Genomic DNA, 24,913 nt, shown 5'->3' on the forward strand with positions numbered 1-24,913 from the left:
AAATTATTCGCCAGTGGGATTTACAGAAGTCATTAAAATCAGTCCTGACTAATTGGTTAGGACGATTGGTTTTGTTGTGCTTTTTTCTGTCTGGATGTTCCTATCAAGTGTTGCATTTTCCAGATAAAAATCTATCGTCTTATTCCTCTAGCCATGCTCGTGAGTCCTCCTTACCATTCTCTGGCTATCATCGAGTAAGTAGTGGTGACACCCTGTATTCTATTGCTTTTCGCTATGGTTTGGATTATCGAGCCTTGGCTAAGGCGAATAATATTAGTGCTCCTTATGTTATTTACCCGAACCAAAAGATTCATCTGAGAGAGGCTAAATCCTTAGCCGCAACACAAGCTCAAGCAACACCAAAAGTGAACGCAAAATCGTCTCAAGTTGTTGCCAAATCGGCCTCTTCAACTGCTGGTAAAGGGGCTTCTCCAGCGGCTACAAAAAATACCACTCTGGTTACAAAAGACATCAAATGGGCTTGGCCAGTTGAGGGCGAGGTGAAGAGGGGGTTTTCAAACGCCGGGGTTAGTAGTAAAGGTATAGACATCAAGGCGCAGAAAGGCGTTTTGGTGAAAGCAGCAGCAGATGGAATTGTTGTGTATGCAGGCAGTGGTCTTATTGGTTATGGAAATCTGGTGATCGTAAAACATGATGATGTTTACCTGAGTGCATACGCTTACAACGAAAGAATAATAGTAAAAGAAAAACAAAGTGTTCGAGTAGGTGACTCCCTTGCTGTAATCGGTGGTAAGGGGGCGGATAGACCCCTGCTTCACTTTGAAGTTCGCCGAGATGGTCAGCCGATTGATCCGTTAGATGTATTACCCAAAAATTGAGTAAAAACTAGCGTTTTAAGGAGGGGGTATGAAGTTAGCAAGTATGGATAAAAGCGCAAACAAAGTCTCTAACGTGCGAGACTTTGACCTTGATACACTTGATGATTATGAAGAAGATATGGTGGATGAGGAGTTTGAATCCGCTGTTAATGCACGTTATGCAGATCACAATGATTCTTCTTCCAAAAGTTTAGACGTCACTCAGTTGTATTTGAGTGAAATTGGTTTTTCACCTCTTTTGTCGGCTGAGGAAGAAGTCTACTTTGCACGCTTGGCTTTGAAAGGTGATGAAAAAGCACGTAAGCGTATGATCGAGAGCAATCTTCGTTTGGTGGTTAAGATTTCGCGCCGTTATTTGAACCGAGGATTATCATTGCTCGATTTGATCGAAGAGGGCAATTTAGGTCTCATACGAGCGGTCGAAAAGTTTGACCCTGAGCGAGGCTTTCGCTTTTCAACTTACGCAACTTGGTGGATTCGTCAGACCATTGAACGAGCTATCATGAATCAAACTCGTACCATTCGTTTACCCATTCATGTGGTAAAAGAATTGAATGTATATCTGCGCGCAGCTCGTGAGCTTACGCAAACCTTGGATCACGAACCCAGCCCTGAAGAAATCGCTGAGAAACTGGATTGCCCAGTGGAAGATGTGCAAAAAATGTTGGGGCTGAATGAAAAAATCAGTTCAATTGATGCATCATTCGGTGGTGAAAATAACGACAAGAGCTTGGTCGAGGTGTTGGCCGACGATTTACACCAAGGTCCTGAAGCGGATAGACAAGATGGGGATGTGTTACAGGGCATTGAGCAATGGCTTGATGAGTTAAGCGAAAAGCAGTGTGAAGTGATCACGCGACGTTTTGGCTTGCGTGGACACGAAGCTAGTACCCTTGAGCATGTAGGCGCTGAAATTGGTTTGACACGTGAAAGAGTCCGCCAGATTCAGGTCGAAGCCCTACGCAAATTGCGCCTGATATTAGACAAAGAAGGTTTGTCTTTGGATGATGTGATTAGTATGCAAGGTTAAAGAGGACTTGAGTCGATCCTAAAAAGCTAAGTCCTGTAAAAAATAGCCCAAGTTATTTTGCTTGGGCTTTTTTTATCAGAGCCAGTCTTAATGCAACCAGAGTATCCTACTACCTTACTTATTCCTGTGCGACTTGCTCTGCTGTCATATCAGAAATATGTTGTTGGATAATTGTGGTGTATTTGTCAGACATGCCTTTTACTTCATAAGCTAGTATTTCTTCGTCCCCGTCTTCAATGATGTCAGGTAGACTGGTAAATACTCGATTCTGAATTTGAGACAAGGTAAAAATATCATCAGTAATCACTAGCTTATTAATGTGCTCCGTATTACGAATCTGAGCGACTTTTTCCAACAGTTTGGTGATTTTCTCTGGTTCAAGTTTTTCTTCTTTAATCATGTGCGAGATTTGCACATTACCTTGATGTAAACCTAGGTGGAATTCTAACTTAGGTGCTTCTTCGTAGAGCGCATTTTCATACAGTTTATCAACCAAACCAATAAAGAGCTGAGCCGTGCTAATCGCATTAATATAAAGGCTATCTTCGCTATGTTCTGCGCTGAACAGAATGATAGCGGCGTCATTCTGATATTGATGAACTTGCCCTAAATAGGTCTCACTGGCTTGAAACATAGCGCGATAGATGGGGGTTAGTAAATTGGCCACCTGCAGTGGGGACAAAGACTCGCGCCATGTATCTAGGTTTAGAATATCGAAATAGAGTAAGCAGCTACGTTGTTTGGATTCTTCAAAAATGGCGTCAAAATTGATTTCAAATTGAGCTTTTTCAACTACCGATTTGTTTTCATCAGCGCTAACTTTTGTCTCTGTTTCTTCTGATATTTCTAGGTTGTCATTGTTGCTAATGGCCGTTTTAGCTTTTTTACGAGGACGTGTTTCAGTGACAGCTTTATGGAGCTGTCTGGCTTCTTTATAAATTGGTTCATCGAGAGCGGTTTGACGTTGCTTCTTGTCTAAATTGACCATGGCATCGGCAATATCATTGATTGGATTAAATAGCCATCGAGTAATTAAGACAATGAGTAACAGAGCAATGGTTGACACGAAGATGGCTACACCAATCAACAAATGATTTAAGTGTTGAAGAGTGGCTTGAGCGGGTGTTCTGTCTAATGTGATAAGCACATGGCCGACAATTTCATCGCGAAATTTAATACTCGAACTGTAGACTCGGCGTTGCTCATTAGGACGCAACTCTTCCTCTTTGGTAAGGCTTGTCACACCACTACTGTCAGCCTCGGCCAGCAATTCATCTTTTTTGTTGTAAACGCGGGCGCTGAGAATGTTTTCGTCCACCACGAGACGATTCAACAATACGTTCAAACTTAGTAGATCATTGGTGAGAATGGATTGTGTGGCGTTAAATGCGGCTTGAGTGGCAAGACTGCTACCTAAGACTTCTGTTTGTTGATTGAGGTAATTGCCCAGAGCGTGAGCCATTGTGTACCAAAAAATGAAGACGGTCAGCACCATTAGGCTAAGAAAGGTAGTGACGGTAATGGTTGCAGCACTGAGTCTTTTTCGAACAAACGCGGAAAAGACCTGCTTTTTAGATAGGGTTTCCATTCAAATCCTTTGGTGCTTACTCACAGAACAATGACTTAAGTATACACATGATAACGGCGATTTTCTGTTTTCTTAAGCCGAGATGTCTGCATTTTGTAAAGTTTTTTACTTTTCTAAACTTTTCGTTTGAAGGAAAATCTTAAGATTTTAGGACAATGCATTTCTTACTTAGAGAAAGTTAGGTGATTTGTTATAGTAGGCGCCACATTCAATGAGGAAGTCCTATGTCAGCTAGTATTACTCTGATCGGTGCTTTTAGTAGCGAATATCTAGAGCAATTTCAAACTTGGTTATCGGATCGTCAACTGACGGCAAATGTGCGTGTTTTATCCAGTGAGGAGGATGATATCAGTGTGGCGCAATGGCAGATTATGTCGCCAGTGTTTGATCATAATGAGATACGAGCGGATTTACTTAAGTTGGCTGATCACACAGGCATAGATCATATCTTGCAAACACAATGGGTGGATATTCATAAAGCTGGGGTGGCTGTATTTGATATGGATTCTACCTTGATCAAAGCCGAAGTGATGGATGAGTTGGCTGTTGAGGCCGGTATTGGTGAGCAAATTGCAGCAGTTACGGCTAGCGCGATGCGTGGTGAGATTGATTTTGTCGAAAGTTTTGTGCAGCGCTTGGCGTTACTTGATGGCCTAAGTAGTGAGGTGATGGATGGTGTGTATCAACGTATTGAACCTATGGAGGGTATTGCATGCCTCATGAAGGTGTTAAATCACTTTGGCTGGCATACAGCGATTTTGTCCGGCGGTTTTACCTATTTTGCCGATCGTGTTAAAGACGCTTACAAGATGAGTGAGGTGCATGCAAATGTGCTTGAAATTATCGATGGTAAACTCACAGGTAAGCATTTAGGGGATATTGTTGACGGCCCTAGAAAGCAACTTTTATTGGAAAACATTGTAGCTCAACAACAAGTGGATTGGTCGCAGACCATTGCCTGTGGTGATGGTGCAAACGATTTATTAATGTTGAACAAAGCGGCCTTGGGAGTGGCTTTGCATGCCAAACCTATGGTGCGAGAACAAGCGCCTTGTCCAATGAATCAATTAGGTCTAGACGGTATTTTATACCTTCTGGGCATGACATCTGCCGAAATTTGCGAGATAAATGATTAAAAAGTGCCTATTTTGCATGGAAAGTCATCAATTTATAGAGATATCATGTTTATGACTACTGTCTGCAGGAAAAGCTGGTTATGATTTCAAACTATAATAATAAATCCGCATGAGGTGACGTTTTGTCTGAACTTAGGTTATCGGATATCGATCTTAATTTATTGTACGTCTTACATGTTCTCATAGAAGAGCAAAATGTGACCAAAGCGGCAGCGCGTTTGAAGGTTTCACAGCCTGCGGTTAGTCGTTCCTTATCGCGCTTGCGTGATGTCTTTGATGACCCATTGTTCATTCGTACCTCACATGGCTTAAGTGCCACTGCGAAAACGCAAAGTTTGCAGCCGTTTTTAACGGAAACCTTGAAGTCTCTTGAAAACCTGATTCAACCTGTTGAGTTTGATCCGGCTTCAAGTGAGCGTCGCTTTAGCTTATCCACCACAGATTTTGGTACTTTAACAGTATTGCCAAAAATTCTTGACCAATTTCGACAAGAGGCACCCAATGCCGTTTTGGATGTAAAGTCTTGGGATGAAGACATGGCCGGGCGGCTTGATCAAAGTAACATTGACCTTGCTGTTGCTGTCTTGTCTAAAGAGCCGCCTGCAGGGATTCGAGCCATGCGGTTGCAGAGTGATCAAATAGTGTGCTTGGCACGCAAAGGTCATCCTTTGATTGGCGATGAATTAACCTTGGATGCCTATCTCAATGCAGATCATGTTCAGGTAGTGCTTGGGCGGCGAGAGTTTTTTGCTGTAGACAAAGTGTTGGATAAATTAGGACACAAGCGTCATGTGGCGGTTCATCTACCCAACTTTGTACCTGCCGCACGTACTGTAATGAACAGTGACTTGCTGCTGACGGTGCCGCGTTTGTTTGCTGAAGATATGGTGCAAACGGCATCGGATATTGTTTTATATGAATTACCCTTTGAAAGCCGCAGTTTTGATTACTCCATGATCTGGCATGAAAGTGTTCAACATGACGCAGCCCATAAATGGTTTCGTGGCTTACTAAGGCAAGCCTTTTTGCAGGCGACTCAAGCCTAATTATCTAGGCTAGATAAACGCGTTATCCATTCTTTGGTTAGTACCTCAACCAGGCTGTAGCGTCTTAAGGTCATGGCTTCGGCTAACTGGTCGAAGTTTTCCTCCAAATAATCGTGGAGAATGATGTCTCTTAGTTTTATTAAATACTTTATTTGCTCAGCTTGTTCAAAGGTTACGTCTTTATTGTTAACCAGTGCTTCCAATACGTCTTCTCTGGATGACACTTCTACTTGATAGTGGTGTTTTAAAACGTATCTTGCTAGATCCAGCATTGAGGCCACCAGAAGTTGAAACGAGTGTTCAATGATCATCATTTCATCGCTGTCGTATGGTTTGCTGTTGGCTTGTTTGCGAAAGCTGTCTAAGCGTTTAATCATACTGTGTTGGTGATCGTAGAGCGCGTTTTCCCAGTCTGGATTTCTCATCTGTACCTCTCTTAGCTGCTAAACCTACTGTATTCAGTATGTTTAATTAGTGTAGGAGAGGAAATGAAAATTGCGAAATATAACCTCTTGTTTAGTGCTTAAAAGCTGCTAAAGGGGTAAAAATCATAATGGTTGTGCAAGTCGATGTACTGTCCTGTTTTAATGTGCAGGTAGCCATCACTGTCGCTGGCGGCCAATAAAGCCCCGGAGCTTTGTTGTGGATGAGGGTAGGCTTTTCCATCTTCAAGATGAACACGCAAAAATTCGTCTCGTTGAATGGCTTTTTTGCGCTCAAAGCCCGCTTGAATTGAAAAGGCTTGAGGGCGAGTGATGCTTTCACCGGCACAACCGGACAGAAGTAAGCGAGCAAACCAATGAAAGGTAACCAAAGTAGAGCTAGGATTACCTGGTAAGCCGAGGAAAGGAATGCCATTAAGTGTTGCGTATACTAAGGGTTTACCTGGTTTTATCGCAATCTTCCATAAATGCAATTGTCCTAGTTTTTCCAACACGGCTTTAACATGGTCTTCTTCTCCTACCGATACGCCACCAGATGAAAGAATAAGGTCGCTATTAGTGAACAGTTTCTGAAGTGCTGCTTCGGTTGCTTGTGGAGTATCTGCAGCGTGCACAACTTGACTGACTTGATGGCCTGCCTGTATGACTAAAGCTTGCAACATGGGGCCATTGGAGTTGTATATCTGTCCAGTTTGTAGGCCCTGTCCCGCAGCAATTAATTCATCTCCCGTGGTCAAAATACCGACCTTTAAAGGGCAATATACTTTGACCTTGGTGATGCCAAGACTGGCCAGTAAACCAATTTGAATGGCCTGCAAGCGTTGACCTGCATGTAAAACCATTTGCCCTTGTTCCATGTCTTGGCCTTCGGGGCGAACGTTAGCACCTTGCTTTGGTGCTACAAGAAATCGGACTTGGTCGCCTGTCACTTCTGCGTTCTCTTGCATAATCACAGTATCAGCCCCTGCGGGTAGAATGGCACCAGTGAAAATGCGCGCGCAACTGCCAGGTTCAAGTAAACTGGGTGCTTGTCCAGCGGCAATACGCTGACTGATGTGAAAGCCTTTGTTTGGTTGCCAATCTTGAAAGGCTAGCGCGTAACCATCCATTGCACTGTTGGCTGCTGGTGGAACCTTCATTGGAGCCTTGACGTCTTGTGCTAAAACATGACCGAGCGCATTGGTTAATGCAAGAGTTTGGGTTTTAACTAAAGGACATGCTGACGCTTCAATGGCTTTTAATGCATCTTCAAATGCCATCAATCCTGACATTAGACCTGCACTCCATTTTTCTCATCGGCTGAATAAGGACCGAGTAGCATACCGACAAAATTACAAGGTTTATGAGTGGCATTAAGTTGCTCTTTGAGAATGCCATTCCATGCAGTCCGGCAAGCACCTGTGGAGCCAGGTAGACAAAAGATTAAAGTGCGGTTTGCAAGGCCAGCAATGGCGCGAGATTGAATGGTTGATGTACCAATTTCATCGTAAGAAATCTGGCGAAACAATTCGCCAAAGCCTTCAATGGTTTTATCAAATAATGGTGTCATGGCTTCCGGTGTGCTATCACGAGCATAAAATCCGGTACCGCCAGTAATAAGCACCACATGAGTGTCTTCATCGGCAATCCATTGAGATACCACAGCACGCATTTGATAAACGTCGTCTTTAACGATTTGGCGTTGATTAAGCTGATGACCTGCCTTGTTTAACATGTCAATTAAGGCGTCTCCGGAAGTGTCTTCGGCTAATGTGCGCGTATCGGAAACGGTTAACACACTGATGTTCAGTGGTCGAAATGGAGTTGCTGTTTTCGCCATTGTGTTCCTTCTTAGCCGCCTGTTGCGCTCATAAAGCGAAGTATTTGCGGCGTTTCATCTAGGTTGAAGTGATGCTGCTGTGGTTTTAAAGCCAAAGCCTCAATAATACCATCTCGCAATAACTGGTGGTCGTTAGGGTGTGATCTTAAAAGCGATTTTAGGTCTTTTGAATGTTCGTTGCCTAGGCAGAGTAATAGACGTCCTTCTGCGGTTAGGCGCACACGATTACAAGTATCACAGAAATTATGACTATGGGGAGAAATGGTGCCAATGCGATTCTGGTAGCCTTCTACTTGATAATATCTTGTTGGGCCACCGGTTTTCATGGTACTTGGGGTAAGGCGATAAGTTTGTTCTAGATTAGCTATGACGTCATCGCTGGACATATAAGTGGCGGCTCTGTCATGGTCGTGGATAATACCTAATGGCATTTCTTCAATGTAGCTAATGTCCAAGCCACGGCTAAGGGCGAACTCTGCCAAAGCATAGATTTCATCGTCGTTACGGCCTTTGAGAATAACGCTATTTAGCTTAAGCCGCTTAAAAGGCAGTTGAGCTGCGCTTTCTATACCATCAATGACTTGTTGAAATTTGTCTCGGCGTGTCAGTTGATAAAAGCGTTTTGCCTTTAGGGTGTCCAAACTGATGTTGATGCGTGACACCCCAGCATTGTAAAGGGCTGGTGCCATTTTGGCTAATTGCGAACCATTGGTGGTAATAGTGAGTTCATCTAATCCAGGAGTGTTGGCAATTTGCTCAATGGCCCACAAAATGTTTTTGCGTACTAACGGCTCGCCGCCTGTAATACGAATGCGTTTGGTGCCCATAGCAATAAAGGTTTGTGCTACAAAGACAATTTCTTCTAAAGACAATATATGTTCGCGGGCCAAAAAAGAAACGTCTTCATCCATACAGTAGGTGCAACGAAAGTCACATCGATCGGTAACCGAGATGCGTAAATAATCAATTTTGCGACCAAAAGGATCGATCAATTCAGACATGGCCAAGATATTTTCCCCACTTGCAGAGTGTCATAAAAACAAAAAAGACCTGTGTTAGTAAAGTAGCAAGGTGGTTTTCGCAACATTTATTCTAGGAATTCATATTTTATCTGAATTTTCGGATCGTGGCATGAGGTAAAAAACGTCATAATAAGACACAAGTATTTTTGTCTAGGAGTGGCATCTTGAACCCTGTTGTAAATAATCTCATTGAATTATTGGCACTTGAGCGAGTATCCGAAACTGAATTTGTTGGTCGTAGTCAGGACTTAGGATTTCCAAAACTCTTTGGTGGTCATGTTATTGGTCAAGGATTAAGTGCTGCTACGCAAACAGTTGATAGTCGCTTTCCCCACTCATTGCATTGTTATTTTTTGCGTCCAGGTGATGCCTCTGAACCCATTCATTATGATGTGGAAATCGTACGAGATGGTGGCAGTTTCAGTTTACGTCGTGTCGTCGCATCTCAGTTTGGTAAGAGTATTCTGGTAATGACGGTGTCATTCCATTTACAAGAGCCAGGTTTGGATCATCAGAATGCGATGCCCAATGTACCAGGCCCTGAGTCATTCAAATCTGAGCTGTCATTATTCAGAGCGCACGCGGAAGAAATTCCAGCGAAAGTTCGTGAACTTTTCACGGCAGATCGTCCTATTGAATACCGTATTGTGGAGAACCAAAATCCATTTCGTCCTCGTCCCGGTATTGCCAAGCGTCATATGTGGATTCGTAGTGTCGCTGCGCTGCCGGACAATGAGTTGGTTCATCAGTCCATGCTGGCTTACACGACCGACTATGGTTTTATTCAAACAGCATTAATGCCTCATGGTATATCAATCGGTAATCCTTATTTGAATGTTGCTAGCCTAGATCATGCTATTTGGTTTCATCGTCCATTCCGTTTGGATGAGTGGTTGTTGTATGTGGCGGATTCCCCTTCTGCTAGCGCTGCTCGTGGTTTTGTTCGAGGGGAAATTTTTAACCAAAAAGGGGAGTTGGTTGCATCGACGGCGCAAGAAGGTTTGATTCGCTATTCCAAAGGCCAATAACCAAATATTATAAGAAGGAAACTTTTGCACCTTTAGCACTGATGTTGTTTTAATGCCCACTGAATGTGCTCTTGGACTAATGGCGTGGTTTGTTCTAGAGCTTTTTGTAACACTTTTATAACTTCTTCTGTTGTTGGAGCATTACCTAAGGCAACGGCAATATTGCGTTGCCAATTCTCGTAGCCAGTACGGCGAATGGGCGAACCTTCGGTGTTTTTTAAGAAGGTATCTTGATCCCACTGAAACAGCTCGACTAGACTTGCTGCGTCCAGATTGTGTCTGGGTTGAAAGTCTTCCTCCTCGGTATGCTTGGCGAATTTGGTCCAAGGGCATACCAGCTGACAATCGTCACAACCAAAAATGCGATTGCCCATTTTGCTTCTTAGTTCTTCTGGAATGGCACCCTTATGCTCAATAGTAAGATAGGAAATGCATTTACCTGCATCCAAGACCCAAGGCTCAACAAAAGCATCGGTTGGGCATTGTGTGAGACAGGCTGTGCAACTGCCACAATGTCGACTGGCAGTGGGCTTGTCTACCGGCAGAGGCAAGTTAGTAAAAATCTCCCCTAGCAAAAACCAGCTGCCAGCCTTTGGGGTTAATAGCAGGGTGTTTTTACCAATCCAGCCCATACCTGCTTGCTCGGCAATTTGTCTTTCTAGAATAGGAGCACTGTCGACAAAAGCGCGATAACCGTGATCGCCAATGTGCTCTTGTATCTTTTTGGCGAGTTGGGTGAGGCGTTTTCTGATCAGTTTGTGATAATCACGACCTAAGGCATATCGCGCTATGTAGGCTTGTTCTTTGGTCTGTAGGCGTTTAACCGTTTCGACTGATTGTGGCAGGTAGTGCATGCGTAACGAGATGACTCGTTGGGTGCCTGGGTGCAGTTGTTCGGGGTAAAAACGCAGATCGCCATGATTGGCGAGATAATCCATGCCTGCGTGATAGCCTTTGGCTAGCCATTGCTTGAATTCATCTTTATGTTGAGCAAGTTGAGGCGCTACGATGCGAGCTTCGGCAAAACCAAATTCCTGTGCCCAGAGTTTGATGTCTGTGGCCAGTTGCTGAAGTTGTTCTGGGGTGGATAAGGACGAAGGGAGCAAGACAATTCCATGCAGGTTCCACGCTGGGAAGAAACGGTGTTCTGCCCAACGTCAAAATTTGATTAGTAGAGTAAAGCGTCGCCTTTTACTACATCCATCAACAAGTTGATAAACATACGATCGGCTTCACTATGCTCTTCTGGGATTTTTAATGTAGTTTGACTAGACACCTCTTCGGCAATTCGCTGATAGGCGTTAGGCTGATTAATATTTTCCCTGGCTATGCGTACTAACTCTTCAGCAAGTTTTGGATCCATCAGCAGTTTACGGAAGCAGCGCATGAATTCATCAATGATGCGTTGTTGATTTAGTTCATTAGCCATAATAAAACTCCTAGTCGAATAATCTGCGTATGACACCATGAAGCGGGTGTTAGAGCAAGTTTTTATGTGTCTTTTGCACCTTAAGTATTGACAAATTTTTGCGGCGAAGAGAAAATTACAAACCTTTTAAGTCGACGTCACCCTGTCACTAAAGTCTTATTCTTGAGCCACTAGCTCATTTCAGTCAGAGTGAATCTGATAAACACAAGCGTAATATGACTCAATATGGTTGTTTTATGCTTCTCCTCGCGAAAAGACGCGGGCAGTGTAAAAACTGCGATTTCTTGCGTTTGAGTGTTCTTTTTTTAAAGTTACCTCAGTTAGTTCAGCAAACTTCGTTCTATCAACTTTAATCTGCTTGTAGTATGCGGTTACAATAGCCGCCACTCGTAATTTTAATAGCAGATAAATATTATAGAGGGTAACAAGGTGGAGTTATTATCCGGTGGTGAAATGATCGCCCGCTTCCTCAAAGATGAGGGGGTTGAATATATCTATGGCTACCCAGGTGGTGCCGCACTTCACATTTATGATGCATTGCATCGTCAATCTGATGTTAAGCATATTCTGGTTAGGCATGAACAAGCGGCTACCCACATGGCAGATGGTTATGCACGTGCAACAGGTAAAGCGGGTACAGTACTCGTCACTTCAGGCCCTGGTGCAACTAATACAGTAACCGGCATTGCAACAGCTTACATGGACTCTATCCCCATGGTGGTTATCTGTGGTCAGGTAATGAGCTACTTGATCGGTGAAGATGCTTTCCAAGAAACCGATATGGTGGGTGTCTCGCGGCCAATCGTGAAGCACAGTTTTACTGTGAAACATCCTTCGGAAATCCCTGCCATCATGAAAAAGGCATATTACATCGCGACCAGTGGTCGTCCTGGTCCAGTTGTGATTGATGTGCCAAAAGACATGACCATGCCGGGTGAAAAGTACGAATACAAATACCCTGAGTCAGTCACTTTGCGTTCTTATACGCCACCAACCAAAGGGCACAGTGGTCAAATCAAGAAAGCGGTGGATTTGTTGTTGGCTGCGAAGCGTCCGATTATTTACTCGGGTGGCGGTGTCATCATGGGCGGCGCATCGGATTTGTTGGTTACCCTTGCCAAATCTTTGAACGTGCCTGTTACCAACACCCTAATGGGTCTAGGTGCTTTTCCTGGAACGGATCCTCAGTTTGTCGGCATGCTTGGTATGCATGGTAGTTACGAAGCCAATATGACCATGCATCACAGTGATGTCATCTTGGCAGTAGGCGCGCGTTTTGATGATCGTGTGACCAATGACCCTGATCAATTCTGCCCGGGTGCCAAAATCATTCATATTGATATCGACCCAGCAGCCATTTCTAAGACGATACGCGCCGATGTGCCGATTGTTGGGCCAGTGCGTCAAGTATTGGAAGAGATGCTGTCTTTGGTTGCAGGTGAAAAAGGCAATACCGAAGCGTTAGAAACTTGGTGGAAACAAATTAACGAATGGCGTGCTGTGCATGGCGGTCGTTATGATACAAGTGGTGACCAAATCAAACCGCAAGCCGCCATTGAAGCTTGTTGGCGTGCAACAAAAGGGGATGCTTTTGTGTCTTCTGATGTGGGTCAGCACCAAATGTTTGCCGCTCAATACTACAAGTTTGATAAGCCAAATCGCTGGGTGAATTCTGGTGGTCTGGGAACCATGGGCTTTGGCTTACCAGCAGCCATGGGAGTCAAAATGAATTTCCCAGAAGAAACTGTAGTGTGTGTAACAGGGGAAGGCAGTATTCAGATGAATATTCAAGAACTGTCGACCTGTTTGCAATACGGTTTACCGGTGAAAATTTTATGTCTTAACAATGGTTATCTTGGCATGGTTCGTCAATGGCAAGATATGAATTATGAAGGTCGCTATTCCAACTCTTACTTAGATTCATTGCCTGACTTCAAGGTACTGATGGACGCTTATCGTCATAAGTATGTTGAGATTCGTAGCAAAGATGAATTGGATGCCAAGATGGAAGAGGCGTTTGCCATGAAAGACCAGCTGGTATTCATCAACTGTTATGTGGACCCGGAAGAACACGTTTATCCAATGCAAGTACCTCGTGGTTCTATGCGTGATATGTTCTTGAGTAAGACGGAGCGAACCTAATTATGCGACATATTATTTCTGTATTGATGGAAAACGAGCCTGGTGCTTTGTCGCGCGTAGTGGGTTTGTTTTCGCAGCGTAACTTCAACATTGAGTCATTGAATGTGGCACCAACAGACGATCCGAGCTTGTCTCGTCTGACGTTAACGACTTTTGGTTCGGACCAAGTGGTTGAACAAATCACCAAGCAATTGAATAAGTTGATTGATGTGGTGAAACTAGTGGATTTAACCGAAGGACAACACATTGAACGTGAACTAATGTTGGTAAAAGTACGTGCAACAGGTGCCCAGCGTGCTGAAGTAAAACGTACGGTAGATATTTTCCGTGGCAATATTGTTGACATGACTCCTTCTATTTACACCATTCAAATTGTGGGTGAATCGGATAAGTTGGACGGTTTTCTACAAGCGCTAGGTGGTACTCATTTATTAGAAGTGGTTCGAACTGGAGTGTCTGGTATCGCTCGCGGTGAAAAGACCTTATCACTATAATAATTGAGCTCCAAGGATAATAACTTGTTGTTAAAAGCCGCGTTATCGCGGCTTTTCTATTTCTAACATGAAATTTTAGTGAATAAACAAGATGGATAAAACAAACTGGAAATTGGTAAAAGCATTACAAGAAAATGCACGCTTATCCTATGCGGAGTTGGGTAAATTAGTGCATCTGTCTGCACCTGCGGTAGCGGAACGTATCCGCAAGTTAGAAGAAGCAGGTGTTATTACAGGTTATCGTGCTAAGGTGAATTTGGAAAAAATTGGTATTCCTATCACGGCGCTGGTGGAGTGTCAGGTTTACCGCACTAAGGAGAGGGAGTTTAAAGCCTTGGTAATGAGTTTAGACGAAGTGTTGGATTGTTATAACGTGACTGGACCTTATGCTTTTGTCTTACGTGTGGCGGTGCATTCCATGTCTAAGTTAGATCAATTGCTGGAACGTCTTATCGATCTAAGTGATACCAATACCATGATGATAATGTCGACACCGGTATCTCGTGAAATACCGGCGGACAGTGAGAAAACGCCTGCGACTTATTGAGCGACACTGGCGGACATTTTATTTTGACGCGGCCATTGGCTGATGATCATGCCGACGAAGATCAGTGCGCAACCCATAAACTCACGTGTTGATAAATACTCGTCCATCAATAACCAACCACCAATGGCGGCGAAAACCGCTTCTGTCGATAGGATCAAAGCAGCGGAACTCGGTGCGACATTTTTTTGTCCTAGGGTTTGCAAAGAGTACGCGATGGCTGAAGAAGCAATACCCGCATACACCAATGGAATCCAGCTTTGTTGAATGTTCTGCCAACTTGGTTGCTCTGTCATTAGCGCAAGAAGCCAAGAAAATACCGCCACAATAACAAGCTGTACAATTGAGAAACTAATAATCGGTACTTTACGAGAGTAATAACCAACTACTAAAACGTGCCCAGCCCAGAAAAAAGCACCCGCTAACTCAATGGCATCGCCTTTTTGAATGCTGAGATTAGGCCCAACGGTGAGCGTATAGAGTCCTACTACAGCAAGCACAATACCAAACCAAGTATGGCGTTCAATGGTGTGTTTGAGAAACAAACCGACGATTGGCACAATCAGCATGTACATGGTGGTGATAAAACCCGCATTGGCGGCAGTGGTGTAAAGTAAGCCAATTTGTTGCAATGTGGCACCAGAAAACAGAATCAAACTTGCAATCGCACCTGCTTTTATGGTTAGGCCAATATCGGCTTTACGATGGCGTTCAAACAGATAAGCTAAAGGCAACATAGATAAAGAGGCTAAAGTGAAGCGTGCAGCATTAAAGCTATAAGGTCCAAGGGATTCCATACCCAGGCTTTGTGCAACAAAGGCAAAGCCCCAAATCGTAGCGGTTAGCCACAAAAATAAATGGGAAATCGTCATTTTAGTTTCTCTTAATTAAAGGATGAAAAGTCAGTCAGTTTGAAAGCGTGAAAATTGTATGATGAATTGCCTTTTATCGACATAAGCAAGGTAAAGTATGGTGAGTCGATGGCTTTGGAATCGAAAGAAAAAGCGTACTCAGACTTACGAAAAAGCAGCTTGCTGTGAGTTTCTTTAAATGTTTTTCATTGAGTTATGAGAAAGCGGTTTACAGATGGACAAACTCGATTTAGAGATGTAGAGTCGTGCATCTTTTTGATGCTTTTATGATCAGTTTCTAATACGGGAGTAAGCAGAATTGACCTTGAGTTTGTGGTTAACAATCGCACCCTTGATAATGCTATTGTCGCTTGGGCCAGGCCCAAATAATTTCACCGCCATGCATAACGGAATGCAATACGGTGCTGTGCCTGCCGTCATTGCTGTATTCGGACGTAATTTGGCGTTCAGTATCTTGATGCTGGTATCGGCATTGGGCTTGGGTGCCATTATTGTCTCCTCGGTGTTTTGGTTCAGCGTGATTAAATGGCTTGGTGTGGTATATCTTTTCTACATTGGCGTGAAAACGTGGCGCAGTGCCGCTACTGCATTGCAGGAACATGAAACGGAAAATGGCGTGAGAGCAAAATCCAATCATAGTGCTCGAATGCGTCAAGAGTTTCTGATCGCCATCAGTAATCCTAAGGCCATTTTATTGTTTACTGCAATTTTTCCGCAGATGCTGGATTTGACTCAGCCTGTGCCAATGCAGTTTTTCTGGATTGGGGTGACTTTTTGTGTGACTGAGTTTATTGCGGCTTATGTGTATGCTTTGGGTGGTAAGCAAATTCGCCGTCTGATTAAGAAGCCAAGTGGGATGAAAAATATGAATCGTGGGATGGGTGGGATATTTGTTCTTGCCAGTGTGTTCTTAGCAACCGCAACACGCTCTTAAGTTTTTGCTATCGGCAAAGCCAAACGTTGTGCGAATGTTAGATAGAGAAAAGGTGACCTTGAGTCACCTTTTTTGTTTAAGCACAAGAAATCTTAGCTGTGTTCTTTTAAGAAGGCTTCGCTAAGGTAGAGTTCATCGTTACTGTTCACCTTAACATCACGAGACAAAATCATCTGGGCAATTTTTTGCGCTTCTTCCAAGGAGTGCATTTCGTATGTACCACATTGGTATTCATTTAATTCTGGAATATCCGCTTTGGCCTTAACGCCCAATACATCTTGCATGGCACTTTTCCATGCTGAAGCAACTTGCTCTTCAGAGGGGGTGCCAATCAAGCTCATGTAAAAACCGGTACGGCAACCCATGGGAGAAATATCAATGATTTCTACTTTGTCGCTATTCAAGTGGTCACGCATGAAACCAGCAAATAAGTGCTCGAGGGTATGAATACCTGTTTCAGATAAAATTTCCTTATTTGGCACGCAGAAACGTAAGTCAAATACTGTGATTTCATCGCCTTTGGGCGTCGACATGGACTTGGCAACGCGCACGGCAGGTGCATCCATACGAGTATGGTCAACACGGAAGCTGTCTAAAAGTGGCATAGATTCTCTCCTTTGCAGCAATTACGACATGCTGCTATGACGTGTGTGAAAATAAACTTAGCCAGATTATACATTAAGATTGATGCCTTTACTGCTGCTTTTGATGGATCTTATCCATTCATAAAAAAGAGCCGCGCTAAACATAATCGCCGCGAACAACATATTCTCCCCGATAAAGAAAGCCATGAATGCACAGCTGCAAAGTGCCAGAATGGCGAGCAGTTTTAAATGTTTATTGAAAAGTTTGATCGCCGCTATGCAAGTTAGAGTGTAAATGACTAGAAAACTACCGTTGGTCATTTCAATAAACCAAGCCATTTTCCAGCCTGACAATTCTGAGAACAAGATAGACAATAGGGTAATGGCACATACTAAAAGTACGGCTTTAGCTGGAGCACCTTGGGAATTAAGCTGATTAAATCGTGATGGCAAGGCGCCTTGCTGAGCCATAGATTGTACCATGCGTGAAAAGCCAAGAATATAAATAGCCACGTTGGCGAATGCAATTGTATAGGCGCCAAGCGCAAAGATTCGACTACCTGTTTCCCCTAGTAATTTGCTAACCAGCAAGGCAAGAGATTGACTGTTGGTGACTTCATCACCATAAGTCTGATGCCAAGCAATTAATAATACTAAGCTTAGATAGGCAAGAATTACTATGCTAATACCACCCAGCAAAGCAATGGGGAAGTCACGGGTGGGATTTTTAAATTCGGCTCCCATATGCGCCATCACCTCAATGCCTAAAAAGCACCAAAAAATAACACCTGTTGCATAGAGGGTGGTTTGCCAATCGGCCAGATTAGCAGGTGAACGAATGACTTGTGTGCTGGATTGAATATCACCCAAAAAACACAACAAAACGATGGTCGCAATCATGGCGATGACTACACCGCTTTGAAAGCGCGCCGAGGTTTGAATGCCTGCTATGGCGAATAACATCATGCCAACTAGGGTGATTAAACTAAAGGTGAGAATCCAATTTTCTGTGACATTGAAAATGATGCTCAGATACGCGGCAGCGACTTTGATGGCGACAGCAGGCCCAACCAGCAAAATACTTAAAAATAACCAACCAACGGCTTTTTCAATACCGCTACCAAAAGCACGACCAATATAATGGGAAGCACCGCCTGGAGAAGGATACTTGGCACCCAAGAAAGCAAAAATAAAAGCAATGGGAATAATCATCCCAGCGGTAATCAACCAAGCGTAAAAAGCCATAGAGCCAGCTTGAGCGACTGACATGGCAGGTAAGATCATTAAACCTGTACCTATGAAAGTGGTTACTGTCATCGCCATGCCTTGAAGAGGGCCGAGAGTTTGATGATATTGAGTCATGTTATGCCTGTATGAATAAGCTGTTTTTTGATGACTTCTAGAATAGAATAAGATGCTTAATAAGAAACGGTACAAGGTGACGCCATTAAAGCGCAAAATGACGGAACTTCCGTCACTTTGTTTCGTGGCGCAAAGATAAGAGGTGTTGGGTGGCGGATCAATATGATCAAAAGATTCTGGCGTTATTAGTGGAAGATGCACGTTTATCTGTGTCGGATATTAGTCGACAAGTGAATTTGTCTCGTTCTGCGGTGACGGATCGTATTAAGCGCATGGAAGAGACAGGCATTATCTCGGGTTATCATGCACATACCTCCGTTTCTAAAGAAGAGGGAGTAACTGCCTATTTAGCTTTGACATTTAGGCCAATTTCCTGTGAGCTGGTTCAACCGCTTATTGACGCCGTCCCTGAAATCAAGATGGCCCATACCATTAGCGGAGACTTAGATTTATTAATCCTAGTACAAGCCTCATCGATAGCGCGTTTAAATGAAATTCGGAATGACATTGAGAACTGGCCAAATTTGGATAAAATTGTCACTCACATGTGTTTATCAAAACGAATTGATCGCTGGTAATGACTATTGATGGAAAAGCTTAGCTTTTAGTAATGCCATTATAAAAAGAGCGCAAGCCCGTTTTATAATGGCAAATGAGGTATGCGTTTAAGGCATCATGCCAAGCGCGGTTAAGCCCATACTTTCAGGTAAATCCAACATAATGTTCATATTTTGGATAGCTTGACCAGAAGCGCCTTTTACCAAGTTGTCGATCACGGAAAGTACGACAACTTTGTCGCCATCTTGTGGACGATAGACGGCAATGCGACAGAAATTTGCCCCTTTAGTGCTGCGAGTTTCAGGTATGCTACCTTTCGGCATCACATCAACAAAAAACTCGTCTTTATAGCGTTCTTCAAATAAGGCTTGAAGATCGATACTAGTGTCCGTTAGCGTGGCGTACATAGTAGAGTGAATGCCGCGAATCATAGGGACTAAGTGAGGCACAAAGGTTAAGCCAATTTCTTTGTCCGAAACGGCCTTTAAGCCTTGTTTGATTTCTGGTAGATGGCGATGTCCTGCAACGCCATAAGCTTTAAAGCTTTCGCTAGCTTCACACAATAACGTACCAACATTTGCCCCTCTGCCAGCACCACTGACACCAGATTTAGCGTCCGCTATTAAGTGTGCTGGGTCGACAACACCAGCCTCCAATAATGGAATCAGACCCAATTGAGTCGCTGTTGGGTAACAACCAGGGTTTGCGACCAGAAAAGCATTTTTAATGGCTTCTCGGTTAGTCTCAGGTAAACCGTATACGGCTTTCGCAACGTATTCTGGCGTTCTATGGTCCATGCCATACCATTTTGCCCATTCAACAGTATCTTTAATGCGGAAATCAGCCCCCAGATCCACTACTTTTACGCCGCGATCGATCAGTTCTGGTACTTGATCCATGGCTACACCATGTGGTGTGGCAAAAAAGACTAAGTCACATTTGGCTAGTTCATCTACACTTGGGGTAGTAAAGCGTAAATCATAATGGCCACGTAAACTTGGGTAGATATCGGATACCAATTTGCCTTCTTCGCTACGAGAGGTAATGGACACCACTTCAACCTGTGGGTGATTTGCAAGTAGCCTTAATAATTCGGCTCCGGTGTAACCCGTACCGCCAACGATACCTATTTTATACACTGTGTTTTCCTATTGATTAATGCCTTTACTGAGGCGATTGCGAATATTTGTGATAACTGATTGAATAGTGCACGAAATTTACTCTCGATAAAAGTGAGGATGCCTTCTGAAAGGGTTAAATTTAAAGGAAAAATGGCTTGCAACATCCAAATCCTATGATGACTTGCTTAAGTTGTCATTGTTGGGTGGAATCTGTGGTTTGGTCTGTGGCTTGTTGATGGCTTTTTTCTACCTGCTGATCTACTTGCCTGTTCGCTATTTTATTGACGTAGAATTTGACTCATTTGCCGCTTTACCAGTAATAACTAGGGTGCTTTTGCCTGTATCGGCTTGCTTTGTATTGGCTGCCTTGTTGCATTTTATTCCTAAAGCTTATCAAAGTGTCGGTGTGCCTTATGTAGTAGAGAGACTCATTTACCATGGAGGGAATTTGCCTATTTGGAATGGCATAGTGCAGTTTTTCACAGCAGCCATTGGCTTAGCAGGTGGTTTATCAATAGGTAAGGAAGGCCCTGCTGTTCACCTTGGAGCAACCTTAGCGAGTGTAATAGCAGTAAGGGCGAAACTTTCCCAATATGGAATTGAAACCTTGCTTGCTTGTGGTGTTGCGGGAGCAATATCGGCTCTTTTTCAGACGCCGCTTGCCGGAGTATTATTTGCCTTTGAGGTGATTTTGCTTGAGTACCGACAGCGTTATGTATTGCCCGTATTGTTGTCTTCGATTATGGCAACCCTAATCAGTCATTACCTTATTGGTCCTATCAGTTTGTTTACAGTGCAGTCATTCACTCATATCATGATTTCCCCTAGTTTGTTTGCTGCCTGCTTGCTCCTTGCTGCCATGATAGTGTCGCTGACAAGCGTTTTTTTTCACGTACAAAAAGTGGCTTGGCGTTTTCATCAGGTGTCTGTGTGGTGGCGGTTTTCACTAGTAGCTTTATTAACCGCTGTCTGTGCTGTTTATATTCCGGAAAGCTTAGGCATAGGGTATGGCGTACTAAACACATTATTGTCTGTCGAGATAATGATTCAGTTTTTATTTATCTTAGTTATCGTTAAGACAGTACTAACAGCGGTGACGATTGGCCTTGGTATACCGGGCGGAATGATAGGGCCAGCTTTCGTGATTGGTGGATTGGCTGGTGTGATGGTTGCCTTGATATTCGGAGTTGCTAAAGATGAACTGGCGTTATTTGCTCTACTGGGAATGGCCGCTATGATGGCAACCTGTTTCCAAGCGCCACTGGCTGCTTTGGTTGCTATTATAGAGTTGACTCAGTCTTCAGTATTAATTGTGCCCGCTTTATTGGTGATTGTTTTATCTTGTTTGATTATAAGAGTGGTATGTCATCAAGAATCTATTTTTGTCGAACGTTTAAAATATATGGGAATGTCTTCTTCCATCAATTCTTTTCGTCGTCATTTACGTCATCATAAGGTTTCTTCTGTTGCGGAAAACGTGCTGTTTTGGTCGCAAAAACCGTCTTTAGAGCAGGTAAAAGATTTGGCTTCAAATGTGGTAAGCTATGTGGCGTTTACCAAGCAACAGAAATGTTTTTGGGTGCATTCTTCAGCGGTGTTGAATGCATTGCAAACTCTAGAGGTAGGTCCTCAAGCTTGGCTTGATATTGAGAATGAAATCAATGTGATGGATTTAAGCTGTGCTGTATCGTCTGAAGAGGTAGTGGTAATTGATGAGCCAGCTTCTTTAGAAGTGTTATTAAACTGGTTTCAAGAAACACGCCGTAACAAGGTATTGATACGCTTCTCAAAGCAGTCTTATGGTCTAGTTTCAAAACGCAAACTGGAGCAGTTTCTGTTGAAGAATGAAGATTAATGTATTTGCTCACAGTCTTTGTGAGACAACATAAGTGATAGGATTAAGTAAAATATGAGTCGCTCAGAAGACCTTTATGCCCGCGCCCAACATCGTATTCCTGGTGGCGTGAACTCCCCTGTTCGAGCTTTTAATGGCGTGGGGGGGAGCCCTGTTTTTTTTCATCGTGGTGAAGGTGCTTATGTTTATGATGAAGATCAGCAAAGTTACATTGATTATGTCGGTTCATGGGGACCTATGATTCTTGGTCATTCTGATCCAGCTGTGTTAGACGCAGTGCGTCAGCAGTTGGACTTGGGTTTAAGCTTTGGTGCGCCGACAGAAGTAGAAATCACCATGGCCGAAAAGGTCTGTGAGTTGGTTCCTTCTTTGGACATGGTGCGTATGGTGAACTCGGGCACTGAAGCGACCATGAGTGCGATTCGCTTGGCTCGTGGTTATACTGGACGTGATAAAATCGTCAAATTTGAAGGGTGTTATCATGGACATTCTGATTCTCTGCTGGTGAAAGCGGGTTCAGGTGCATTGACTTTAGGTGTGCCAAATTCTCCCGGGGTGCCTGCCGATCTTGCGCAACACACTATTACCTTGCAATACAATGATATTGACGGAGTTAAACAGTGTTTTGACGATATAGGCGAGCAAATTGCTTGTATAATTGTAGAACCTGTTGCTGGAAATATGAACTGCATTCCTCCCGTCGACGGCTTCCTAGAGAGCTTGCGTGAGGTGTGTGACGCATCCGGTTCCGTGCTAATTTTTGATGAGGTTATGACGGGTTTTCGAGTGGCGCTAGGTGGCGCCCAGCAGCATTATAATATTCAACCTGATCTGACAACCTTAGGTAAGGTGATAGGCGCGGGTATGCCTGTTGGTGCATTTGGTGGTAAGCGTGAAATTATGGAGTGTATTTCTCCTCTCGGTCCAGTGTACCAAGCAGGTACTTTGTCGGGTAATCCGGTTGCCATGGTGGCAGGGTTGGCGGTTTTGAATAAAATCAGTGAGCCAGATTTCCATGCAAGATTGGCGGAAAAAGCCAAGCGTTTGGTGGTCGGCCTTAAAACGGCTGCGGACGAAATTGGCGTGCCATTTTGTACAGTGAGTGTGGGCGGTATGTTTGGCTTCTTTTTTACTGAAGCGGATAAGGTAACCAGTTTTGCTCAAGTTCAAGAATGTGATCTAGATAAGTTCAAAGCATTTTTCCATTACATGCTGCAAGAAGGTGTGTATTTTGCTCCGGCGTCGTTTGAAGCAGGATTTATCTCACAAGCGCATACAGATAAAGATATTGATTTTACCATTGCCGCAGCAAAACGCGCTTTTGCCAAGCTGAAATAAACGAGTTTAGAAGGTTTGTATCATGTCAAATGATGATGTTAAAGAATCAGTAGCGGAAGAATTCGACGAGGCGGATTCGACGGCAGAAGTAGAAGATGACCCTAAACAACCGAGAAAAGGTGTCTACTTGCTGCCTAACTTATTTACTACAGCGGCTTTGTTTTCAGGTTTTTATTCTATTATTGCCGCAATGAATGGTGATTACGGTCATGCGGCAGTGGCAATTTTTATTGCTATGGTATTTGATGGGTTGGATGGTCGTGTAGCGCGCTTAACCCACACTCAAAGTGCCTTCGGCGCGGAATACGATTCATTAGCAGACATGGTGTCCTTTGGTATCGCACCGGCGCTAGTCGCCTTTACTTGGTCGTTAGCACCGCTTGGCAAAGTAGGCTGGATAGCTGCCTTTATTTATGCCGTTGGGGCGGCATTGCGCTTGGCGCGTTTCAATACCATGTTGAGCGTGGAAGAGAAACGTTATTTTACGGGATTACCGAGTCCAGCGGCTGCCGCTATCGTGGCTGGTGTCATTTGGGCGGCTAATGAAAGTGATGTAGCAGGTTCAAGCTTGTCTACCTTGATGGCTTTGTTAGTGCCTGTGGTAGGGCTTCTAATGGTAAGTAATGTGAAATACCGCAGTTTCAAAGATTTAAATTTGAAAGGTCGTGTGCCTTTTGTGGTGCTTCTGAGTTCGGTATTGGTGTTGGTATTGATTGCTTTAGAGCCTTCTCTCGTGTTGATGACGGTATTTTGTTTATACGGTTTGTGGGGCATAGGCGGGATCTTTTTTAAAGCTTTACGGTAAGAAAATTGAACTTACTACCGACTAAGCTATTAAAGGTAGTTTATGTCGGTGAACCTTTTTCGGCAGGCATACTCTATTAAAAGATACATTGATTCGAGGGTGTGCCATGCAAATCAAAATAGTAAAATCATCTGACTGTCATGAAAGTAGTGTGACTTCTGAATCGATTTACCTAAATCGTCGTCAATTTATGCAGGCAGGACTTATCGGCGCAAGTGGATTTGGTTTGCCTGGTCAGCTCTTAGCATCGCAACAAGATAAAAACCCTTTACTGCCACCAGAATCCTTAAAATCTGCTTTTGCTAGTATCTCAACAACATCCTTTGGACAGGGCGAGAAATTAACTCCTTATGATGTAGCAAGTACCTATAATAATTTTTATGAATTTGGATATGGTAAAAGTGATCCTGTCAATAAATCTGCTTCTCTTCAGCCCTATCCTTGGAAAATACGTGTAGAAGGCGAAGCGGATGTGACAGGGGATTTTGATCTAGAAGATTTTATTAGCGACAGCCAGCTAGAAGAAAGAATTTATCGTCTAAGATGCGTTGAAGCTTGGTCCATGGTGATTCCTTGGGTTGGTATTCCTCTCGCCCGTTTTTTAAAACAATTCAAACCAAACTCAAAAGCAAAATATGTTTACTTTGAGACTTTATACGATCCTAAGCAAATGCCGGCACAAAGAGGGAATGCATTAGATTGGCCGTATCGTGAAGGTTTACGAATTGATGAAGCGATGAACTCATTGGCCTTTTTGGCGGTAGGTATGTATGGCAGTGTGCTGCCAAATCAAAACGGTGCGCCAGTACGTTTGGTGCTGCCATGGAAATATGGCTTTAAAAGCATTAAATCTATCGTCACTGTTCGTTTTGTTGAATCTATGCCGCAAACAACATGGAGCATGCTGGCGCCAAATGAATACGG

At 43.6% G+C, this 24,913-nt stretch carries 25 protein-coding genes (1 of these 25 running past the window's edge); 14 read left to right on the forward strand and 11 right to left on the reverse strand.

Going from position 1 to position 24,913, the window contains the following annotated elements:
• Positions 1-71 precede the first annotated feature (71 nt).
• Together ABXS85_RS16545 and rpoS are read left to right on the forward strand one after the other, a co-directional pair.
• Positions 72-839: a peptidoglycan DD-metalloendopeptidase family protein gene (locus ABXS85_RS16545; RefSeq protein ID WP_353667633.1), complete on the forward strand. Its 768-nt coding sequence runs from the start codon at positions 72-74 to the stop codon at positions 837-839.
• 28 nt (positions 840-867) lie between these two features.
• The gene (gene rpoS, locus ABXS85_RS16550) at positions 868-1,869 is read left to right on the forward strand and encodes an RNA polymerase sigma factor RpoS (RefSeq protein ID WP_353667634.1); all 1,002 of its coding nucleotides are present in this window, start codon (positions 868-870) and stop codon (positions 1,867-1,869) included.
• A 118-nt stretch (positions 1,870-1,987) separates the two neighbouring features.
• On the opposite strand, the gene ABXS85_RS16555 is transcribed toward rpoS, so the two are convergent.
• A complete protein-coding gene (locus tag ABXS85_RS16555; RefSeq protein WP_353667635.1) occupies positions 1,988-3,457 on the reverse strand; it encodes an AhpA/YtjB family protein in 1,470 nt (489 codons plus the stop codon).
• A 224-nt stretch (positions 3,458-3,681) separates the two neighbouring features.
• On the opposite strand from ABXS85_RS16555, the gene serB reads away from it, so the two are divergent.
• Positions 3,682-4,593 carry a phosphoserine phosphatase SerB gene (gene serB / locus ABXS85_RS16560; RefSeq protein WP_353667636.1) on the forward strand — a complete coding sequence of 304 codons (912 nt, stop codon included), beginning with the start codon at positions 3,682-3,684 and terminating at the stop codon, positions 4,591-4,593.
• A 122-nt stretch (positions 4,594-4,715) separates the two neighbouring features.
• The gene (locus ABXS85_RS16565; RefSeq protein WP_353667637.1) at positions 4,716-5,639 is read left to right on the forward strand and encodes a LysR family transcriptional regulator; all 924 of its coding nucleotides are present in this window, start codon (positions 4,716-4,718) and stop codon (positions 5,637-5,639) included.
• Here the strand turns inward: ABXS85_RS16565 and ABXS85_RS16570 are convergent.
• The 4 genes from ABXS85_RS16570 to moaA all read right to left on the reverse strand — a co-directional run bounded on the left by ABXS85_RS16570 (position 5,636) and on the right by moaA (position 8,902).
• The gene (locus tag ABXS85_RS16570) at positions 5,636-6,064 is read right to left on the reverse strand and encodes a HepT-like ribonuclease domain-containing protein (protein ID WP_353667638.1); all 429 of its coding nucleotides are present in this window, start codon (positions 6,062-6,064) and stop codon (positions 5,636-5,638) included. The two genes, ABXS85_RS16565 and ABXS85_RS16570, sit on opposite strands and share 4 nt — an antisense overlap.
• Positions 6,065-6,162: 98 nt before the next feature.
• Complete coding sequence (glp, locus tag ABXS85_RS16575; protein ID WP_353667639.1) at positions 6,163-7,353, reverse strand: gephyrin-like molybdotransferase Glp; 1,191 nt, start codon at positions 7,351-7,353, stop codon at positions 6,163-6,165.
• Positions 7,353-7,901: a molybdenum cofactor biosynthesis protein B gene (moaB, locus tag ABXS85_RS16580; protein ID WP_353667640.1), complete on the reverse strand. Its 549-nt coding sequence runs from the start codon at positions 7,899-7,901 to the stop codon at positions 7,353-7,355. Before moaB ends, glp begins: the two co-directional genes overlap by 1 nt.
• 11 nt (positions 7,902-7,912) lie before the next feature.
• Positions 7,913-8,902 carry a GTP 3',8-cyclase MoaA gene (moaA, locus tag ABXS85_RS16585; RefSeq protein WP_353667641.1) on the reverse strand — a complete coding sequence of 330 codons (990 nt, stop codon included), beginning with the start codon at positions 8,900-8,902 and terminating at the stop codon, positions 7,913-7,915.
• Between the two features lie 185 nt (positions 8,903-9,087).
• Between moaA and ABXS85_RS16590 the strand changes: the two genes are divergently transcribed.
• Positions 9,088-9,951: an acyl-CoA thioesterase II gene (locus tag ABXS85_RS16590; protein ID WP_353667642.1), complete on the forward strand. Its 864-nt coding sequence runs from the start codon at positions 9,088-9,090 to the stop codon at positions 9,949-9,951.
• Positions 9,952-9,983: 32 nt separating this feature from the next.
• Here the strand turns inward: ABXS85_RS16590 and queG are convergent, their stop codons facing one another.
• Positions 9,984-11,057: a tRNA epoxyqueuosine(34) reductase QueG gene (gene queG / locus ABXS85_RS16595; protein WP_353667643.1), complete on the reverse strand. Its 1,074-nt coding sequence runs from the start codon at positions 11,055-11,057 to the stop codon at positions 9,984-9,986.
• 62 nt (positions 11,058-11,119) lie between these two features.
• Entirely contained in the window at positions 11,120-11,380 is a 261-nt protein-coding gene (locus ABXS85_RS16600; protein ID WP_353667644.1) for a hypothetical protein, read from the reverse strand.
• 429 nt (positions 11,381-11,809) lie between these two features.
• On the opposite strand from ABXS85_RS16600, the gene ABXS85_RS16605 reads away from it, so the two are divergent.
• From ABXS85_RS16605 to ABXS85_RS16615, 3 genes are all read left to right on the forward strand, one after another.
• A complete protein-coding gene (locus ABXS85_RS16605) occupies positions 11,810-13,522 on the forward strand; it encodes an acetolactate synthase 3 large subunit (protein ID WP_353667645.1) in 1,713 nt (570 codons plus the stop codon).
• A 2-nt stretch (positions 13,523-13,524) separates the two neighbouring features.
• Positions 13,525-14,016, forward strand: coding sequence for an acetolactate synthase small subunit (gene ilvN, locus ABXS85_RS16610; protein ID WP_353667646.1), 492 nt, complete (start codon positions 13,525-13,527; stop codon positions 14,014-14,016).
• Positions 14,017-14,107: 91 nt separating this feature from the next.
• A complete protein-coding gene (locus ABXS85_RS16615; protein ID WP_353667647.1) occupies positions 14,108-14,563 on the forward strand; it encodes an Lrp/AsnC family transcriptional regulator in 456 nt (151 codons plus the stop codon).
• Here ABXS85_RS16615 and ABXS85_RS16620 read toward each other — a convergent pair.
• Complete coding sequence (locus ABXS85_RS16620; RefSeq protein WP_353667648.1) at positions 14,557-15,432, reverse strand: DMT family transporter; 876 nt, start codon at positions 15,430-15,432, stop codon at positions 14,557-14,559. The genes ABXS85_RS16615 and ABXS85_RS16620 overlap by 7 nt on opposite strands.
• A gap of 304 nt (positions 15,433-15,736) precedes the next feature.
• On the opposite strand from ABXS85_RS16620, the gene ABXS85_RS16625 reads away from it, so the two are divergent.
• Complete coding sequence (locus tag ABXS85_RS16625) at positions 15,737-16,366, forward strand: LysE family translocator (RefSeq protein ID WP_353667649.1); 630 nt, start codon at positions 15,737-15,739, stop codon at positions 16,364-16,366.
• Positions 16,367-16,458: 92 nt separating this feature from the next.
• Here ABXS85_RS16625 and luxS read toward each other — a convergent pair whose 3' ends face one another.
• Both luxS and yjeH read right to left on the reverse strand, forming a co-directional pair.
• Positions 16,459-16,971 (reverse strand): S-ribosylhomocysteine lyase, encoded by a 513-nt coding sequence (gene luxS / locus ABXS85_RS16630; RefSeq protein ID WP_353667650.1) that lies wholly within the window; start codon positions 16,969-16,971, stop codon positions 16,459-16,461.
• Positions 16,972-17,037: 66 nt separating this feature from the next.
• Positions 17,038-18,312, reverse strand: a complete 1,275-nt coding sequence (yjeH, locus tag ABXS85_RS16635; RefSeq protein WP_353667651.1) for an L-methionine/branched-chain amino acid transporter — start codon at positions 18,310-18,312, stop codon at positions 17,038-17,040.
• 149 nt (positions 18,313-18,461) lie between these two features.
• On the opposite strand from yjeH, the gene ABXS85_RS16640 reads away from it, so the two are divergent.
• Positions 18,462-18,890, forward strand: a complete 429-nt coding sequence (locus ABXS85_RS16640) for an Lrp/AsnC family transcriptional regulator (protein ID WP_353667652.1) — start codon at positions 18,462-18,464, stop codon at positions 18,888-18,890.
• A gap of 87 nt (positions 18,891-18,977) precedes the next feature.
• Here the strand turns inward: ABXS85_RS16640 and argC are convergent, their stop codons facing one another.
• Positions 18,978-20,009 carry an N-acetyl-gamma-glutamyl-phosphate reductase gene (gene argC / locus ABXS85_RS16645; RefSeq protein ID WP_353667653.1) on the reverse strand — a complete coding sequence of 344 codons (1,032 nt, stop codon included), beginning with the start codon at positions 20,007-20,009 and terminating at the stop codon, positions 18,978-18,980.
• Between the two features lie 163 nt (positions 20,010-20,172).
• Between argC and ABXS85_RS16650 the strand changes: the two genes are divergently transcribed.
• The 4 genes from ABXS85_RS16650 to msrP all read left to right on the forward strand — a co-directional run.
• Positions 20,173-21,846: a chloride channel protein gene (locus ABXS85_RS16650; protein WP_353667654.1), complete on the forward strand. Its 1,674-nt coding sequence runs from the start codon at positions 20,173-20,175 to the stop codon at positions 21,844-21,846.
• A 54-nt stretch (positions 21,847-21,900) separates the two neighbouring features.
• A complete protein-coding gene (gene hemL, locus ABXS85_RS16655) occupies positions 21,901-23,184 on the forward strand; it encodes a glutamate-1-semialdehyde 2,1-aminomutase (RefSeq protein ID WP_353667655.1) in 1,284 nt (427 codons plus the stop codon).
• A gap of 22 nt (positions 23,185-23,206) precedes the next feature.
• A complete protein-coding gene (gene pssA, locus ABXS85_RS16660) occupies positions 23,207-23,989 on the forward strand; it encodes a CDP-diacylglycerol--serine O-phosphatidyltransferase (protein WP_353667656.1) in 783 nt (260 codons plus the stop codon).
• A gap of 106 nt (positions 23,990-24,095) precedes the next feature.
• A protein-coding gene (gene msrP / locus ABXS85_RS16665; protein ID WP_353667657.1) for a protein-methionine-sulfoxide reductase catalytic subunit MsrP crosses the window boundary here: on the forward strand, positions 24,096-24,913 show its 5' portion. The gene runs 175 nt beyond the window's last position; the window shows 818 of its 993 coding nt (coding positions 1-818); its start codon is at positions 24,096-24,098; its stop codon lies off the right edge, out of view.

The sequence above is a fragment of the Marinomonas sp. THO17 genome, assembly GCF_040436405.1.
In the GTDB taxonomy this organism is placed as follows: Bacteria; Pseudomonadota; Gammaproteobacteria; order Pseudomonadales; family Marinomonadaceae; genus Marinomonas.

Excerpts from the sequence above, each read along its gene's own strand:
- rpoS (WP_353667634.1), top strand. The coding sequence starts at position 868 with ATGAAGTTAGCAAGTATGGATAAAAGCGCAAACAAAGTCTCTAACGTG.
- ABXS85_RS16555 (WP_353667635.1), bottom strand. The coding sequence starts at position 3,457 with ATGGAAACCCTATCTAAAAAGCAGGTCTTTTCCGCGTTTGTTCGAAAA.
- serB (WP_353667636.1), top strand. The coding sequence starts at position 3,682 with ATGTCAGCTAGTATTACTCTGATCGGTGCTTTTAGTAGCGAATATCTA.
- ABXS85_RS16570 (WP_353667638.1), bottom strand. The coding sequence starts at position 6,064 with ATGAGAAATCCAGACTGGGAAAACGCGCTCTACGATCACCAACACAGT.
- glp (WP_353667639.1), bottom strand. The coding sequence starts at position 7,353 with ATGTCAGGATTGATGGCATTTGAAGATGCATTAAAAGCCATTGAAGCG.
- moaB (WP_353667640.1), bottom strand. The coding sequence starts at position 7,901 with ATGGCGAAAACAGCAACTCCATTTCGACCACTGAACATCAGTGTGTTA.
- moaA (WP_353667641.1), bottom strand. The coding sequence starts at position 8,902 with ATGTCTGAATTGATCGATCCTTTTGGTCGCAAAATTGATTATTTACGC.
- ABXS85_RS16600 (WP_353667644.1), bottom strand. The coding sequence starts at position 11,380 with ATGGCTAATGAACTAAATCAACAACGCATCATTGATGAATTCATGCGC.
- ilvN (WP_353667646.1), top strand. The coding sequence starts at position 13,525 with ATGCGACATATTATTTCTGTATTGATGGAAAACGAGCCTGGTGCTTTG.
- ABXS85_RS16615 (WP_353667647.1), top strand. The coding sequence starts at position 14,108 with ATGGATAAAACAAACTGGAAATTGGTAAAAGCATTACAAGAAAATGCA.
- ABXS85_RS16620 (WP_353667648.1), bottom strand. The coding sequence starts at position 15,432 with ATGACGATTTCCCATTTATTTTTGTGGCTAACCGCTACGATTTGGGGC.
- luxS (WP_353667650.1), bottom strand. The coding sequence starts at position 16,971 with ATGCCACTTTTAGACAGCTTCCGTGTTGACCATACTCGTATGGATGCA.
- yjeH (WP_353667651.1), bottom strand. The coding sequence starts at position 18,312 with ATGACTCAATATCATCAAACTCTCGGCCCTCTTCAAGGCATGGCGATG.
- hemL (WP_353667655.1), top strand. The coding sequence starts at position 21,901 with ATGAGTCGCTCAGAAGACCTTTATGCCCGCGCCCAACATCGTATTCCT.
- pssA (WP_353667656.1), top strand. The coding sequence starts at position 23,207 with ATGTCAAATGATGATGTTAAAGAATCAGTAGCGGAAGAATTCGACGAG.